The sequence below is a fragment of the Streptomyces sp. CB01881 genome, assembly GCF_002953255.1.
Classification (GTDB): Bacteria; Actinomycetota; Actinomycetes; order Streptomycetales; family Streptomycetaceae; genus Kitasatospora.
Window position 1 is genome coordinate 6666436 of the sequence record NZ_CP026498.1, and the last position, 15772, is coordinate 6682207.

Consider the following 15772-nt stretch of genomic DNA (forward strand, 5'->3'; position numbering starts at 1 on the left):
TCGATCGCGAGTCCGCTCGACCTCCGGCCGCCGCCGCCTCGCCACCCTCGCCGCCACCGTCGTCCTCGCCGGCTCCGTCCAGCTGATGACCGCCGAGTCCTCCTGGGCTTGCGGCGACGGTCCGCAGTCGAAGGCCGCCGCCGAGGCCAAGCCCGTCACCCCCGCCGCCGCGCACAAGGGCAACCTTGAGGCCGGATTCCACATGACGCCGGACGGGCAGACCATCACGGCCGGCGGCGGGAAGGTCGAGATCGGCGTCGGGGTCACCAACTTCACCGGCGCGCCCTACGAGAACGTCGCCCCCATGATCGCGCTGTACAACGAGAAGGGCGCCACGCGGATTCAGGACTTCACGGTCGAGGCGGCCACGCCCGGCGGCTGGAAGAAGCTGACCATGCTGCCCGGCTGCGACCCGGTGATCCACGCGGACACCAGCGGCCTGAAGGCCAAGCGCCTCGACGACGGCCGGGCCGTCAACTTCGGGTTCCGCATCTCGGTTTCCGCGAATGCCGCCGCGGACCTGAACGGGCTCCAGATCTTCATCGGCGGGAAGGCCGACGGCTTCCCCATGTCGAAGGGCGAGTCCCACACCTTCAAGGTGGTCCACCCCACCGCGCCGGCCAAGCCGACCGCGAAGCCCACCACCACCGCGAAGCCCACCACTAAGCCCGCCCCCGCCAAGCCGGCCGCCGACGCGACCCCCACCACGGCCCCGACCACCACCAAGGCCCCGGCCGCCGCGCCGTCCGCCACGCCCTCGGCCCCCGCCACCACCGCCCCGGCCGGCACCCCCGAGCTCGCCCAGACCGGCTCCAGCTCCACCAACGGCTTCCTCGCCGCCTCCGCCGCCGCCTTCGTCGCCCTCGGCGCCGGCGTCCTCATCGCCGTGCGCCGGCTGCGTCCCCAGCGCTGACCGACCCGCACGGAAACCCGAAGGGGCCCTCCTCCGCACGGCGGTGCGGAGAAGGGCCCCTTCACCCATCCTGGGCAGTTGGCGAAGGTGGATTGCTTCGCCCCGCTGGATTCATCCAGCGGGGCATCGTCTCGGCCGGAACCTCCCCGAGCCCCTCGGCTCGCATTGACACACCGCACCCCCGCAACAGCAAACGTCGGCCTCTGAGACCAGCCTCAGAGGCCGACATCACTCACCGCAGTCAATCAGTCACATTCGCCACAGCATCCCCTGACGGGCGGGTGCCTCGCCGCCGTTCCCTCGATGTCGCTACGCAGCCTGTAGGTGCCCGTGAACGACTGGCCGGCGAGCACGTCGAGACGGAGGCAGGACACCGTATGGCCAGTGGCCCATGCCGACCGCTCGCCCGCAACGGCAGAGCGCCAAGTTCGTGCTAGGAGGTGGCCGTCGGGGCGGACGAAGGCGAGCCCGACGGAGGCATCAGGCAGGGGGTGGTGATACCGAGGACCATACGGTCGTCACCAGCGGTACTGGAAACGTCCACCACATACTGGCTGTTGGGGTGGCGGGCCGTGAGAATGGCGGTCGCCTTGGTAGGGGGCGCCTCCTGGTAGTCGGTGATCTTTAGGCCCTCGTTCGTGAGAACCTCCCGGACTTTGCGGACAACCTCGTTGTGTCCAGCGTTAGGAACGTTGCTGTGCACCGCGAAGTCGAGTGTGAATCGGCCATCAGTCGCGGATTCACCGTTCCTACCCACGCAGGAGGTGAAGACCTGCTGAGCCGGTTCGTCGTTGATCTGAATCCCGGCGACCTGGGAGAGGTGCGCGGTGAGCTGCTCCGCCCAGTCGAGCGCTTCCTGGCGGGACTTCACAGGCAGGGGATCGTTCTTCCCGCTTCCGGGACTGGACACGCAGGCTCCAAGGGTTGCGGCCAGCAACGCTGCTGCGCCCAGGCGCAACAGGCGAGTGCCGGCGATTCGCGGATGACTGGACGAGCTGGTCATAGGTTCCATTTCGGGGCAGAGAATCAGTGAGGAATCTGACCCCAGACCGGGTCCTCTTTCCAGGTAGTGCTGGGCGGCTGTCCAGCGATGATTCTGCCCTGATTCTCAAGACTGTCGGACTTGTCGTTCCAATAACCGCCATGGCCGGATGTGTCGATGTGGATGTTGTTGCCTCCGAACCCGGCAATGTGCGGTGACGGCCCCAGGGTCAGGCCGCCGACGACACGAGTGGCATCGTCGGTCGCCTCTCCGATCCAGACATGGTTGGGGTCGATGTTCAACTGCTCAGCGGTGATGACGTCCATCCCGGGACTGCCAAGGGCGACGATGTCGTCGGCTTGCAGCCCGCCTGCGTCTTCGGCGGCGACGCCGACGGCGTAACTGCCATAGCTGTGCGCAATGTAGGTGAGATGTGTCTTCGGATCACCGTGCGCCACCCTGAGGCCTTGGGAGAACCTCCGCATGTCCTCGGCACCGTCGATTCCACGCCTGGGGCTTGCCGCCCCGGCAATGCTCTCCGGAGTGTCGTAACCAAGATAGGAGATCACTGATACGGTCTCGCCCGCCTTGGCATACCTCTCCCCCTTGACCTGGAGCTTGCGGATGAGGTCCATCTGTCCCGGGACGCCCGGGAACTCGGTGTTGGTGCCTGGGACGAAAACGGCGGTGTGCTTGGCCTTGTCCGGGTTGCCGGTGGCGACGATCGCACGCCCGTCTCCCTCGTACGCCTCGGGCTCGATGGCGAGGAGGAACATTTGCTTCGATTCGTCCTTGGCGGTGGCGCTCTCCTCCAGCTTCCTCTTGATTTCCACCAACGCAGCCTTGCGTTTGTCATACGCCTGCTGGTCCAGGCCGAAAATGGACGGTGAGCCGACCATGAGCGCGTCGAGCTTCTGGTCCAGGACGAGACGGTTGGCCTCGTCTCGGACGGTCGCTGGCAGGCCGTCGAGGTTGCCGATCTTCGCGGCATTGAGGGTGAGGTAGGCCTCCCGCTGGTCCAGGGTGAGACCGTTCCACCAAGCGGCATTCTTGGCGGGGTCCTTGCCGTCGGGGATGTACGGGTCAACCAGGCCGAGGTCCCGCATCACGGCCTCAGCAGCGGTCTTGGCCTCGGCCAGGGAGCCGTTCGCGCGAGCAGGGTCCAGGGTGTTTGCGCTGAGCTGGACCAGGGCGTTGTGGCCCTGGTCGCTCGCCGTCTGGGCATCCTTCAGAGCGGTGTTGATGCGGTCCTGGTAGTCCTTCTTCTGAGAGGCGAGCTTGCGGCGCGCGTCCTGCGCCTCCGGGTCGTTGTGGTCACCCCGTTCCTCGGGCGGTAGGCCGACGGTTCCGTCGGCGGACACCATCAACCCGGCATCCACGGCGCGGTTCACGGCGTTGGTCAGGTTGGTCTGCGCCTGGTACATGCGGTCGGCGACGGTGTTCAGCACCAGGGCCGCAGCTTCCGACTCCATCCGGACGACGTCCATCTGCTGTTCGGTCTTCACCATGAACGGAAGCGCGGCCTTGGCATCCTCGCCCTCCCAGCCATGACACAGCGGTCCGTTGACCTGATTGCGATGCCTCTGACTTGTGCCCTCCATAGCGTGGCCCAGGGCTTTCCAGGCCTTCGCGGCGTCGCGCAGCCCGTGCGGGTCGAACTTCACCAAGAGCTCGTAGCTGCTGCTCACTTGGCCGCCTGCTGCGCTGCCCACCCGCCGGCGACGGCCTGATCGTTGTGTGCGTGGGCGTCGGCGTTCGCGTTCAGGTTGCTCGCAGTGTCCGCGAGGCGCTGCCGGAGGGCGCCGAGCGGCTTGGCCCAGCCACTTCCCAACTGCCCGAGCCCACCGGCTATGGACCAGCCGGTGAGCTGGCCGGAGGCGGTGGTGCTGGTGTTCACCGCGTTCTGGACGGGAGCACCGAGCTCCTCTCCCAGGCTCTTCACGATGCCTGCGGAGGCCCGCAGGTCCGCCGGTTGGATGACGACCTTGCCAGCCGAGTCTTTGTCCGACATTGCTTCCCCTCCCCGGAGTCGGATACGTGCACCCGCCCGCAGAAGGCGAACTACAGGCACTGCGCTCCGCATCCGTACAGATACTCAGATGGTATGCCCGCCTGTGACGGGCGGAGTGCGATCCGGGTGGGCATCTGCCTTGAACCACGAACGATGCATCACCGCACGGGCCGGCGCGCGTGGGGATCCGGTGTTCTTCGGCAGCGAGGCGAGCGAGGACTTCACTCCCCGGCCGGGGGTGAGACGGCCGGCGCGGCGGTGAGTTCGTGGCGCGGGAACGACACCGCCGCCAGCAGGCGCAGGCCCGCCTCGGACGGTGAGCCCGGGGCCGCGCTGAAGAGCAGCATCCGGTGTCCGGACGCCTCCGGCAGCGGCAGCGCCTCAAAGTCCAGCGACAGCTCCCCCACCACCGGGTGGTGGAACTCCTTGCGGCCGAACAGGCAGTCGTGCACCGGGTGGCGGGACCACAGCTCCGCGAACTCGGCGCTCTTCATCGACAACTCGCCGATGAGCTCCGCCAACTGCCGGTCCTCCTGGTGGCGCCCGGCGGCCAGCCGCAGGAACGCCACCTGGGCCCGGGCCTCGGTCTCCCACCGGGGGTACAGCGCCCGGGTGCGCGGGTCGAGGAAGAGCAGCCGGGAGAGGTTGGGCCGGTCCGCCGCCCGCTCGGGCGCGGCCGCGTCGAGGTGCCCGGCCAGCAGGGCGTGGCCGAGCGGGTTCCAGGCCAGCACCTCGTTGCGCCGCCCGACCGCCGCCGCCGGGACGTCGGTCATCGCCGCGATCAGCTGCCGCACCGCCGGCCGGGCCCGCTCGAAGCGCTCGGCGGCCCCCCGGCCCTTCGCCGGCCGGCCCGGGCGGGCCAGGTTCCGCAGGTGGGCGTGCTCGTCGGCGTCCAGGCGCAGCGCCCGGGCGACGGCGTCCAGCACCTCGTCGGAGACGTTGCGGCCCTGTCCCTGCTCCAGCCGCGTGTAGTAGGTGATGCTGACGCCCGCCAGCTGGGCCAGTTCCTCGCGTCGCAGGCCGGGCACCCGCCGCCTCGTCCCGTACGCGGTCAGGCCGACGTCCTCGGGTTGCAGCCGGGCGCGGCGGGTGCGCAGGAACTCGCTCAGCTCTGCCGGATTGTCCATGCGTCCAGTGAACACGGCCGGGCCCCGCCGAGCCTGTCCCTGTCAGTGCCACCCTTCGCGGGGGTCTGGGTAGGCCCCGCGGAGCCGCGCAGGCTGCTGCCGTACCCCGGAGGAACCCCCACCGTCGAAAGGCAGCGGAGCCATGACCGCCACCCTGTCCGAAGCACCACCCGCCGTGAGGGCGGCCGGCATGACCGGCCGGCAGCGCCTCGTCCTGGTCGTCCTGCTGGCCGCCCAGTTCATGCTGGCCGTGGACTTCTCGATCCTGAACGTCGCCCTGCCGGTGATCGGCCAGGGCCTCGGCTTCACGCTCGGCGGCCTGCAGTGGATCGCCACCGCCTTCGCCCTCTGCGCCGCCGGCTTCACCCTGCTGTTCGGACGGGTGGCCGACCTGGTCGGGCGGCGCAGGGTCTTCCTGCTCGGCCTGGCCGTGCTCGCCGTCGCCTCGCTGGCTGGCGGCCTGGCCACCAGCCCGGAACTGCTGCTGGCCGCCCGGGTCGCCCAGGGGCTGGCCACCGCCGCCGTCACCCCGGCCGGGCTGGCGCTGCTCACCACGGCCTTCCCCGAGGGCCCGCTGCGCGAGCGGGCGCTGGGCCTGAACGGCGCGCTGATGTCGGCCGGCTTCACCTCGGGGGCCGTCCTCGGCGGGCTGCTCACCGACCTGCTCAGCTGGCGCTGGGCGTTCCTCGTCAACGTGCCCGTCGCGCTGGCCGTGCTGCTGGTCGCGCCCCGGCTGATCGCCGAGAGCCGGCCGGAGGTGCGGACCCGGATGGACGTGCCGGGCGCGGCCACCGTCACCGGCGGCCTGCTCGCCCTGGTCTACGGCCTGACGACGGCCGGCGAGCGCGGCTGGGGCGACCCGTCGGCGCTCGGAGCGCTCGCCCTGGCCGCGCTGCTGCTGACGGCGTTCTGGTTCGTCGAGCGCTCCGCCGCCGCCCCGCTGGTGCCGGTCCGGGTGCTGCGGCGGCGCACCGTGGTCTGGGGCAACACGGCCGGGCTGCTGGCCTTCGCCACCGAGACCTCGCTGGTCTTCCTGCTGACCCTCTACCTCCAGCGGGTGCTCGGCTTCTCCGCGCTGGCCACCGGCCTGGCCTTCGGCGTGCTGGGCGCGGGCACGGTGCTGGGCGGCGTCCTCGCACCCCGGGTGATCGGCGGGCTCGGCAGCCGGGGCGCGCTGCTGGCCGGCTTCCTCGTCCAGGCGGCCGCGACGGCGGCGCTCGTCCTGCTGGGGGCCGACCGGGCCTGGCTCGGCCTGCTGCTGGTGGCGACCTTCGTCGGCGGGGTGGGCAACATGCTGGCGATCGTCGGCTTCATGGTGACCGCCACCTCGGGCCTGCCGGACGAGGAGCAGGGCCTGGCCACCGGCGTCGCCACGATGACCCAGCAGGTCGGCATCACCCTGGGCACTCCGGTGATGAGCGCGGTCGCCACGACGGCGGCCGCGGGGGGCACCGTGCTCACCGGCGTCACCTGGGCCGTCGCCGTCAACGCCGCCCTGGTGCTGCTGGCCGCCCTCGCCTCGGCGCTCTTCCTGCGGCGCGGGTGAGGCGCCCGCAGGGCGACGGAGTGGGAAGTCGGACCGGCCGGCTTCCCACTCCCTCTGCCGTGACCCGCGCTACGGCGCGACCCCGTGCTACGGCGTGACGACCTGCTTCACGAGACCCACCTCGACGATGTTGGTGATCCTGCCGGAACCGTCCAGCACGATCTCGTGGGTGCCGCGGTCGTAGCAGGGCTCGGTGTCGGGGGCCGACGTGTGGTTGAGGCAGAAGTCGGTGTGCGCCGCGAACTGTGCGAGCGGGACGGCGTGCAGCATGTTGTTGAGGTCGCTCAGCTTGGCGGTGGCGCCGGGCGCGAAGGTGTAGGTCTTCTCCTCGCCCGCGTCGATCCAACCGCCCGTCGGCTTGCCGCAGAGGTAGGTGGTGTCCTTGGCGTGGACGGTGGTGGCGGTGGCCGCCTTGGACAGGTTCACCATCCGGTGGTTGGACGGGATGCCGGGCGGCAGGCAGCCGCCGGTCGCACCGCCGCTGGGCTTGCCGGCCGAACTCGCGGCGGCGGGTGAGGTGGGCGCGGCACCGGTGGGCTTGCCGGTCGCGGTGGCGCCGCCGGTCGGCGCGGGCGCGGCGGTGTTGGCCGGGGTGGGCCCGGCGGCGGTGGTGGCCGGCTCCGGGTCACCCGGGCCGCAGGCGGTCAGGGTGACGGCGGCGGCAGCGGCGGCGACGGCCAGGAGGGCTCTGCGAGAGGACACGGTCGATCCTTGGGGCGAGTGGTCGGGGAACGGGGACGGGGCGGACCGGACGGTCACCCGGTGTGGACCTCGGTGATCGCGGTGATCTTGCCGGTGGCGTCCAGGGCGAGGTCGTAGTCGGTCCCCGGGTCGCACGGGGAGGCCGCATCGTTGACGTGGTTCACGCAGTGCGTGGTGTGGTCGGCCAGCTGGGCCAGCGAGACCGGCTTCTGGCCGTCCAGCGTGGTCAGCGCCGCCTTGGCGCCGGGCGCGAAGGAGTAGGTCTTGTCGTCGCCCTTCGGCCACCAGCCGCGGTCGGGCATGTGGCAGGTGAACTCGCCGTCCTTGGCGACCACCGCCGTGGCCGTGGTGGCCTTGGTGAGGACGACCACCTTGTGTCCGGCCGGGACGGGCTTCATCTCCCCGGGCTTGCAGTCGGCTCCGGCCTGGCCGGGCCCCGCCGTCGCACCGCCGGCGGGCTTGCCGGTCGCGGCGGCACTCGTGGCGGGCGCGGCACCGGTGGGCTTGCCGGTCGCGGCGGCGCCGCCGGTCGGCGCGGGCGCGGCGGTGTTGGCCACGGTGGGCCCGGCGGCGGTGGTGGCCGGCTCCGGGTCACCCGGGCCGCAGGCGGTCAGGGTGACGGCGGCGGCAGCGGCGGCGACGGCCAGAAGGACATGACGAGAAGACATGATGATGGTTCCCCCGTTTGGCGGGCGGCCGGACGGCCACCCGGGCTGACGGTCGCACACATTAGCGACTCAACAGCCCCCACCGCCCCTGGAGCATCACCTGATACCGGATCAGGACAGCATCCGGACACGACGGCACCGGGCGGCGCCCTGACGTCACAGGCCGGAACGGGGACGACACGGGAGCGCCAAGGGACGACGAAGGGGCGCACCGTCGAACGGTGCGCCCCTTCGTGAAACCGTCCGGGCCGGGTCAGCCCTCGATCGTCTTGCGGAAGGCCTCGGCCACCGCGAGGAAGATCGAGTTGCCCTCGGCCTCGCCGATCGAGATCCGGACGCCCTCGGGGAACGGGCGGACGATCACGCCGGCCTCGGCGCACGCGGCGGCGAACTCCTGGGAGCGCTCGCCGAGCGCCAGCCAGACGAAGTTGGCCTGCGAGTCCGGGATCTCCCAGCCCTGGGCGCGCAGCCCGGCGACCACCCGGGTCCGCTCCTCGACCAGCGACTCGACCCTGACCATCAGGGCCTCCTCGGCCCGCAGCGAGGCGACGGCGGCGTCCTGGGCGAGCTGGGTGACGCCGAACGGCACCGCGGTCTTGCGCAGCGCGGTGGCCACCGGCTCGTGCGCGATCGCGAAGCCGACCCGCAGGCCCGCCAGGCCGTACGCCTTGGAGAAGGTGCGCAGCACGCACACGTTCGGGCGGTCGCGGTAGAGCTCGATGCCGTTGGGGACCTCGGGGTCGCGGATGAACTCGATGTACGCCTCGTCGACGACCACCAGGACGTCGGCGGGGACGGCGTCGATGAAGCGCTCCAGCTCGGCGCGGTGGATCACGTTGCCGGTGGGGTTGTTGGGGTTGCAGACGAAGATCAGCCGGGTCCGGTCGGTGACGGCCGCCAGCATCGCGTCCAGGTCGTGGTCACCGCCCGCGGTGAGCGGCACCGGGACCGGGGTCGCGCCGGCGACCTGGGTGATGATCGGGTAGGCCTCGAACGAGCGCCAGGCGAAGATCACCTCGTCGCCCGGGCCGGCGGTGGCGAGGATCAGCGACTGGGCGACGCCGACCGAGCCGGTGCCGGTGGCGATGTGCTCGGCCGGGACGCCGAAGCGCTGCGCCAGCTCGGCGGTCAGCCCGGTGACCGCCATGTCCGGGTACCGGTTGAACGAGCCGGCCGCCTTCACCGCCGCGTCGAGCACGCCGGGCAGCGGCTCGTACGGGTTCTCGTTGGAAGACAGCTTGTAGGCGTCGGCGCCGGCCGGCTTGCCGGGCTTGTAGGTGGGGATGCCGTCCAGGGTCGGCCTCAGCCGGGGCCCCTGCGGTGCCGTTCCACTCACGGTCCTGCTCCTTCTCTTCCACTCGGTCGAGCTCGCGGCGTTCTCGCCGCTTCGAGCTGCCTCCGGTGCGTCCACGCCCGGCTCGGACGGGATCGCCGTCGTACCCGGGGACTCGCGACGCACCCGGACCACCCCGGTCGGGTGCCCTGAACGATACCGACCGCCGCTCACCCGTAGGAGTGAGATGCCCGGTCGGGTGACGGGCGCAGATCAGCCATTCTGCCGGGTTCCTTTGGCACATGTCAGAGGTAAGACGGCTGGTTTCGTGCGGGTATCGAAGGGGCGCACACGGGCTCACTCATGGAGAAACGTATCTCCAAGGCCCCCCGATGCGCCGGTCACAGACCCTTGTCAGGAGCCATACGATCGGTCCGCCATGACAGCAGCAGCCAACCAGAGCGGTCGGCGGCCCACCACCTCACGGCGTCTGGAGCGGGCCGGCATCCGGGATGTGGCAGCAGCCGCAGGAGTGTCGATCACCACCGTCTCCGACGCGCTGAACGGTAAGGGCCGCCTGCCCGATGAGACCAGAAGCCGCGTGCGCGAGGTCGCCGAGCGCCTCGGCTACCGCCCCTCGGCCGCCGCCCGCACCCTGCGCACCGGGCGCTCGGGCCTGATCGGACTGACCGTCACCACCTACGGCGAGGAGCCGTTCACCTTCACCGAGTTCGCGTACTTCGCCGAGATGGCCCGCGCCGCCACCAGTGCCGCCCTCGGCCGCGGCTACGCGCTGGTGGTGCTGCCCGCCTCCTCCCGGCACGACGTCTGGGGCAACATCGCCCTCGACGGCACCGTGGTGATCGACCCGCCCGACCAGGACCCGCTGGTCAGCGAGCTGTACCGGTCCGGCGTCCCGGTGGTCAGCGACGGCAAGCCCGGCAACTGCCCGGTCACCGCCTGGGTCGACAACGACCACGAGGCCGCCGTGCTCGGCATCCTCGACCACCTCTCCGAGGCCGGCGCCCGCCGGATCGGCCTGCTCACCGGCACCAGCACCGACACCTACACCCGGCTCTCCACCGAGGCCTACCTCGGCTGGTGCGCCAAGGTCGGCCAGGAGCCGGTCTACGAGGCCTACCCCGCGCACGACCCGGCCGCCGGCGCCGTCGCCGCCGACCGGCTGCTGGCCCGGCCCGACCGGCCCGACGCCGTCTACGGCCTCTTCGACCCCAACGGCACCGACCTGCTCGCGGCCGCCCGCCGGTACGGCCTGCGGGTGCCGGACGACCTGCTGCTGGTCTGCTGCAGCGAGAGCGACGTGTACGCGGCCACCGAGCCACCGATCACCACGCTCTCGCTCAAGCCCCGGCGGATCGGCACCACCGTCGTCAACCTGCTCATCGACGCCATCGAGGGGGTGGACTCCGGAACGGGCGTCGACATCGCCCGGCTCTTCCCGCCGCGGTTCCGCACCGCCGGCAACGGCCCGCCGCCCGGCACCCTGATGCCCACCGAGCTGATCGTCCGCGCCTCCTCCCAGCGCCGGAGCCCGCGCACCACGATCAGCCCGCCGCGCCCGCCGGGCGAGGTGTAGGTGCGCCGCGGGCCCGCATGAGCGTGTACCGGGCCCTCGTGCGTGTGCCCCGGGCCCGCCCCGGGGTGCACGCCGGGGCGCACGCCGGGCGGGCCGCCCGTACCCCACGCCGTGACGGGCCCAACGGGGTCTAGACCATACCCAGCCGGGACAAATCGGACCTGACGGACCGCCCTGCTGACGCTCCGGAGGATTGGATACCCACCAGGTGACGACGCCGGGAGAGTGGTCTTCCTATGATGGGCGAATGACACCCGAGGACCGCTTCCCCGGGCCTGAACACCCGGACTCAGGCCCCCGCCACCAGCCGGACCTCGACGTGCTGCCCTACGGCACCTACTACGAACCGGAGCCGGCCGGGTACGCCGAGGCGGCGTACGAGTCCGAGACGTACAGCGGCTACGGCGGCGCCCGCTACCTCGAACAGCACTGGCCGGCCACCGGACACCCGCACGACGGCCACACCCAGCACGACGGCCACGCCCCACAGGGCGCCCACGCGCAGCAGGACCACCACGTCCAGCACGACCACCACGACCCGCAGGGCGCCCACGGCCCGCAGGCCGCCCACCCCGGGTACGAGCCGACGCTCCCCGACCGGCCCTCGCCCGCGCACCAGATCGACGACCCGCCGACCATCGAGCTCGGCCCCCCGCTCCCCGAGCCCGGCCTGCCGTACAACCCGTACCCCGCGCCCGCCCCGAACGAGCCGCCCGGCCCGCTCTACGTCGTCGGCGACGTGCACGGCTACCTCGACGAGCTGCTCGCCGAGCTGCGCCACCAGGGCCTGATCGACGCCGACGGCCACTGGTCCGCCGGCCGCTCCCGGATCTGGTTCCTCGGCGACTTCACCGACCGCGGCCCCGACGGCATCGGCGTCATCGACCTGGTCATGCAGCTCGCCGCCGAGGCCGCCGCCGCCGGCGGCTACTGCCGGGCCCTGATGGGCAATCACGAACTGCTCTTCCTCGGCGCCGCCCGGTACGGCGACGAGCCCGTCCAGTCCACCGCCGGCACCGCCTCCTTCCTCGCCGCCTGGCGGCTCAACGGCGGGCAGCAGCACGACCTGGACCGGCTGGAGGCGCACCACGTCAGCTGGCTCTCCCGGCTCCCCGCCATCGCGCTGGAGGACGGCCACCTGCTGCTGCACTCCGACACCACCGCGTACCTGGAGTACGGCGAGTCCATCGCCGAGGTCAACGACGCCGTCCACGTCCTGCTCGCCGACGAGGGCGTGGACGAGTGGTGGGACTGCTTCCGCCGGTTCACCAAGCGCTTCGCCTTCCGCGGCGACGCCGGACCGACCGCCGTCCACGAGCTGCTCGACACCTACGGCGGCTCGCGCGTCGTGCACGGTCACAGCCCCATCCCGTACCTCACCGGCGCGGTGCACGCGGACGACGGCGCGCCGCCGCACATCCCCGGCCCGTACATCTACGCGGACGACCTCGCGGTGGCGATGGACGGCGGCGTCACGATGGAGGGACGCCTGCTCGTGGCCCGACTACCCGTCAACTGAACACCCGTTCCCGGCGCCCGCCCCGGACCGCACGCGCGGCCCGGGGCGCGAAATTCCGGAAAGTTACTGTCAGCGCGACCGCACCCGCCCCTACCATCGAGGCACACCACACCCGGCCGCCCGTGTGGCGGACCGTCTCCGTGCCCGCAACAGTGCACCCCGCGGGCCCGAGCGAACCGGGTTCCGCATGAACGGGGTCCCCATGAACAACGCCCCGCACCTGCTCGCCGAGGACCGCCCGGACTTCGAACGCCTCCTCGACGACGCACTGCGTGACGGCACCATCCTGACCGCCCTGCGCACGCCCGGCGCCCTCACCGGCGACCAGCTGCGCACCCAGGCCCTGCGCGCCGCCGACGGCGTCGCTGCCGCGGCCGCCACCGAGTACGAGCACTACCTCCGGCTGCGCGAGAGCCTGCGCAGCACACCCCCGGCCGCCCACGACGGCGAACCCGGCGCACCCGGGCTGCTGGCCCAGCTGCGCTCCGGGAGCGGCGGCGCCGGACTCTTCCCGGTCCTCACCGTCCTCACCCCGATCCTCGCCTGGGCCGCCGCACTCGTCCTGCTGCTCCTCGGGTACGTCCTGCGCGCCGCCGACCCCGAGCCGGCACTGGCCCGCTCGCTGCTGACGGCCGGCTGGGTCGCCCTGGCCGCCGGGGTGGTCGCGATGGTGGTGGGCATCGTCGGGCTGATCCTCACCGCCCTGCGCGACGGGTCCACCGTGCCGGCCCCGGCCGGGGCCGATCCGGACCTCGCGGCCGAGCTGGCCGACGCCCGCCGCGAGTGGCAGCGCGCGCTGCGCGACCGGGCGCTGATGCCGTACCTGCACGCCGCCCTGCGCGCCGACCCGGCGCCGCCGACGGCCGCCGCCGTCCCCGCACAGGCCGGGGACCCGGCCCGGCCCTCGGCCGGGGAGCCCGCCCGGCCCGACGCGCCCCGCCCCGACTACAGCAGCCCGGACTTCAGCAGCCCCGGGTACACCGGGCCGGGGTTCAGCAGCCCCGGCGCCGAGGGCCTCACCGACCCCGAGGGCCGGGAGCCGCGCACCGCCACCTTCACGACCCCGGACTTCACCGGCCCCGGCTACACCGGCCCGGCCTTCACCAGCCCGGACGACGTCTGACCCCGGCCCCGCCCGGCACCGCCGCGGAGGGCCCGCACCCTCCGCGGCCGGGCCGCGGCGCAGCTCACCCCGGCGCAGCTCACCCCGGCGCAGCTCACCCCGGCGCAGCTCAGTCGGCTGCGGTCAGCACCTTCACCTCGGGCGGGCCGTCGAGCAGTTCTGCCGTCCGCTCCAGGGAGCGGGCCAGGTGCGGGCTGGCCAGGTGCGCCTCGAACGCCTCCCTCGACTCCCACTTCCTCCAGCACCACCCAGGCCCGCGGGTCGTCCGGGTCCACGTAGTTCCGGTACGAGAGACAGCCCGGCTCCGCCAGGCTGGGCGCGACCATGGACCGTGCCTGCGCCCGCATCTCCTCCTCGCGCCCCGCCCTGGCCCGCAGCACCGCGACGGCCGTGATCCGCTGAGACATCCCGTCCCCCTTCGTCCCCGTTGTCCCTCGTCGTCGACGCCCCTCGGCCCCGACGCCCCTCGTCCGAACGCGCCGGCCCGCGAGGATCTTCCCCGGCCGGCTCCTCCCCGGGCCGCGCTACCCCGTTCCGGCGGCCTCCGTGGCGGCTGCCTCCGTGGCCGCGCAGACGAACGCGCGGAGCCGCTCGGTGGTGTTGCTCTCCCGCCAGACCAGCCCCCGCACGATCGGCGGCGCGTCGTGGATCGGCACGTAGACGAGGTCGGGCCGGGGGTAGTAGCGCCGCGAGTGCTCGCCGACCGGCAGCACGCCCCGGCCCAGGGCGACGAGGGTGAGCATCTCCGAGAAGGTGTTGCCCACCGGCCCCTTCGGCACCGGCCGGCCTGCCGGCGTGAGGTCGGGAGTCCGGTCCCGCTTGAACCCGGCCGAGGTCACCGCCGGGTACTGCACCACCGCGTGGTCGCCGAGGACCTCGGCCGAGACCTGTTCCTCCCGTGCCAGCGGGTGCCCGGCGGACACCGCCAGGACCCGCCGCTCCGTGAGCAGCACCGGCCCGCAGACCAGGCCGTCGCCGTCGAACGGGTAGGCGGCGATGAGCAGGTCGACCGAGCCGTCCAGCAGGCTCGGGCGGGAGTTGAAGAGCTGCACCTCGCGCACCTCGACCCGGCAGCCCGGGTGACGCTCCCCGAACAGCCGGACGGCCTTGAGCAGCAGCGGCGCGGTCCACTCGCCGAGGAAGGCGACCCGCAGCTCCCCGCTCACCCCGCGGCCCGCCTCCACCGCCCGCCGCACCGACTCCCCGATCCCGGCCACCAACGGCGCCAGGTCGTCCGCCAGCCGCCGCCCGATCGCGGTCGGCCGGACGGAACGGCTGGTACGTTCGAACAGCCGGGCGCCGACCCGGCGCTCCAGCTTCCCGATCACCTGGCTGATCCGCCCGGTGGTGACGCCCAGCCGCTCGGCGGTCCGGCCGAAGTGCAGTTCCTCGGCGAGCGTCAGGAAGGCCTCGATCTCGTGCCGCTCCCACATGCCCCGACATCCGATCGTTGAGTCCGACTCAACGATCGTAGTGCAGAGCGGCGTTGATGAATCCCCCCGAACAGCGGATCGTGGAGGACGTCACCAGGAACCACCACTCCACCACTCCACCACCCGGGAGCCCGGCATGGCCGCCGTCCGCGTCAAGGCCTTCGACCACCTCGTCCTCAACGTCCAGGACGTCGAGCGCTCGCTGGAGTTCTACACCGGCCTGCTCGGCCTGGAGCCGGTCCGGGTCGACGAGTGGCGGGCCGGGAAGGTCTCCTTCCCCTCGGTCCGGGTCAACGCGGAGACCATCATCGACCTGTTCTCCCGCCCCCGCGGCGAGTCCAACGTCGACCACATCTGCCTCACCGTCGAGCCCCTGGACTGGCAGGAGGTCGTCGACTCGGGCGTCTTCACCGTCCTCGACGGCCCCGGCCCCCGCTACGGCGCCCGCGGCACCGGCTCCTCGCTCTACGTCCAGGACCCGGACGGCAACACCGTCGAGCTCCGCTGGTACGCCGAGGACGCGGACGACCGGTAGGGAAGCTCAGCAGGGAAGCAGCACCGAGGTGTCGAGGACGAAGCCCGGCAACGCTGCGCAGCGCCGCACCGGGAAGCCTCCTCCTGCCTCCCGGTGCGGCGCTGCGCGCGTGGTGCCCTCAGTCCGCCAGTGGCAGGCAGCCCCGGTTGCCCTGGGCCGCGAACTCCTCCGACTCGGCCTGCATGTCCGCCGGCGCCTTGACGTCGTAGCCGGGGCCGAGGTGACGGCGGTGGAGCCGTCGCCGTGCTCGTCGCGGATCTGCCGGGAGATCTTCATCGACCGGAACTTCAACAGAGCCGCCATGGGCCGGTCCGCTGGGCCCGCCGACGCCGTCCGCCCCAGG

Annotated in this window: 15 protein-coding genes; 6 read left to right on the top strand and 9 right to left on the bottom strand. The window is 72.4% G+C overall.

Going from position 1 to position 15772, the window contains the following annotated elements; all coding sequences use genetic code 11:
- The coding region (locus C2142_RS18935) for an LAETG motif-containing sortase-dependent surface protein (RefSeq protein ID WP_162002504.1) at window positions 1-913 on the top strand (913 nt) is incomplete at its 5' end.
- Between the two features lie 433 nt (window positions 914-1346).
- Here the strand turns inward: C2142_RS18935 and C2142_RS18940 are convergent.
- From C2142_RS18940 to C2142_RS18955, 4 genes are all read right to left on the bottom strand, one after another.
- Complete coding sequence (locus C2142_RS18940) at window positions 1347-1916, bottom strand: hypothetical protein (protein ID WP_148643756.1); 570 nt, start codon at window positions 1914-1916, stop codon at window positions 1347-1349.
- Between the two features lie 23 nt (window positions 1917-1939).
- Window positions 1940-3583 (bottom strand): alpha/beta hydrolase, encoded by a 1644-nt coding sequence (locus C2142_RS18945; protein ID WP_148643757.1) that lies wholly within the window; start codon window positions 3581-3583, stop codon window positions 1940-1942.
- On the bottom strand, window positions 3580-3906 hold the full coding sequence (locus C2142_RS18950) for a hypothetical protein (protein ID WP_148643758.1): 327 nt from the start codon (window positions 3904-3906) through the stop codon (window positions 3580-3582). The genes C2142_RS18945 and C2142_RS18950 overlap by 4 nt, the downstream gene beginning before the upstream one ends.
- 221 nt (window positions 3907-4127) lie before the next feature.
- Window positions 4128-5033, bottom strand: coding sequence for a helix-turn-helix transcriptional regulator (locus C2142_RS18955; RefSeq protein ID WP_148643759.1), 906 nt, complete (start codon window positions 5031-5033; stop codon window positions 4128-4130).
- A gap of 142 nt (window positions 5034-5175) precedes the next feature.
- On the opposite strand from C2142_RS18955, the gene C2142_RS18960 reads away from it, so the two are divergent.
- On the top strand, window positions 5176-6579 hold the full coding sequence (locus tag C2142_RS18960) for an MFS transporter (RefSeq protein ID WP_148643760.1): 1404 nt from the start codon (window positions 5176-5178) through the stop codon (window positions 6577-6579).
- Between the two features lie 87 nt (window positions 6580-6666).
- On the opposite strand, the gene C2142_RS18965 is transcribed toward C2142_RS18960, so the two are convergent.
- The 3 genes from C2142_RS18965 to hisC form a co-directional block, all read right to left on the bottom strand.
- On the bottom strand, window positions 6667-7281 hold the full coding sequence (locus C2142_RS18965) for a hypothetical protein (protein ID WP_153882796.1): 615 nt from the start codon (window positions 7279-7281) through the stop codon (window positions 6667-6669).
- A 53-nt stretch (window positions 7282-7334) separates the two neighbouring features.
- Window positions 7335-7949 carry a hypothetical protein gene (locus tag C2142_RS18970; RefSeq protein WP_153882797.1) on the bottom strand — a complete coding sequence of 205 codons (615 nt, stop codon included), beginning with the start codon at window positions 7947-7949 and terminating at the stop codon, window positions 7335-7337.
- A gap of 253 nt (window positions 7950-8202) precedes the next feature.
- Window positions 8203-9285: a histidinol-phosphate transaminase gene (hisC, locus tag C2142_RS18975; protein ID WP_148643764.1), complete on the bottom strand. Its 1083-nt coding sequence runs from the start codon at window positions 9283-9285 to the stop codon at window positions 8203-8205.
- A 376-nt stretch (window positions 9286-9661) separates the two neighbouring features.
- Between hisC and C2142_RS18980 the strand changes: the two genes are divergently transcribed.
- The 3 genes from C2142_RS18980 (at window position 9662) to C2142_RS18990 (ending at window position 13461) form a co-directional block, all read left to right on the top strand.
- Window positions 9662-10819, top strand: coding sequence for a LacI family DNA-binding transcriptional regulator (locus C2142_RS18980; protein WP_148643765.1), 1158 nt, complete (start codon window positions 9662-9664; stop codon window positions 10817-10819).
- A gap of 247 nt (window positions 10820-11066) precedes the next feature.
- Complete coding sequence (locus C2142_RS39975; RefSeq protein ID WP_241002658.1) at window positions 11067-12338, top strand: metallophosphoesterase; 1272 nt, start codon at window positions 11067-11069, stop codon at window positions 12336-12338.
- A 187-nt stretch (window positions 12339-12525) separates the two neighbouring features.
- Window positions 12526-13461, top strand: a complete 936-nt coding sequence (locus tag C2142_RS18990; RefSeq protein ID WP_194235790.1) for a hypothetical protein — start codon at window positions 12526-12528, stop codon at window positions 13459-13461.
- Here the strand turns inward: C2142_RS18990 and C2142_RS39980 are convergent.
- Window positions 13422-13868: an antibiotic biosynthesis monooxygenase gene (locus C2142_RS39980; protein WP_346766382.1), complete on the bottom strand. Its 447-nt coding sequence runs from the start codon at window positions 13866-13868 to the stop codon at window positions 13422-13424. The genes C2142_RS18990 and C2142_RS39980 overlap by 40 nt on opposite strands.
- 117 nt (window positions 13869-13985) lie before the next feature.
- The gene (locus tag C2142_RS19000) at window positions 13986-14894 is read right to left on the bottom strand and encodes a LysR family transcriptional regulator (RefSeq protein ID WP_148643766.1); all 909 of its coding nucleotides are present in this window, start codon (window positions 14892-14894) and stop codon (window positions 13986-13988) included.
- Between the two features lie 136 nt (window positions 14895-15030).
- On the opposite strand from C2142_RS19000, the gene C2142_RS19005 reads away from it, so the two are divergent.
- Entirely contained in the window at window positions 15031-15429 is a 399-nt protein-coding gene (locus C2142_RS19005) for a VOC family protein (protein WP_148643767.1), read from the top strand.
- Window positions 15430-15772 lie beyond the last annotated feature (343 nt).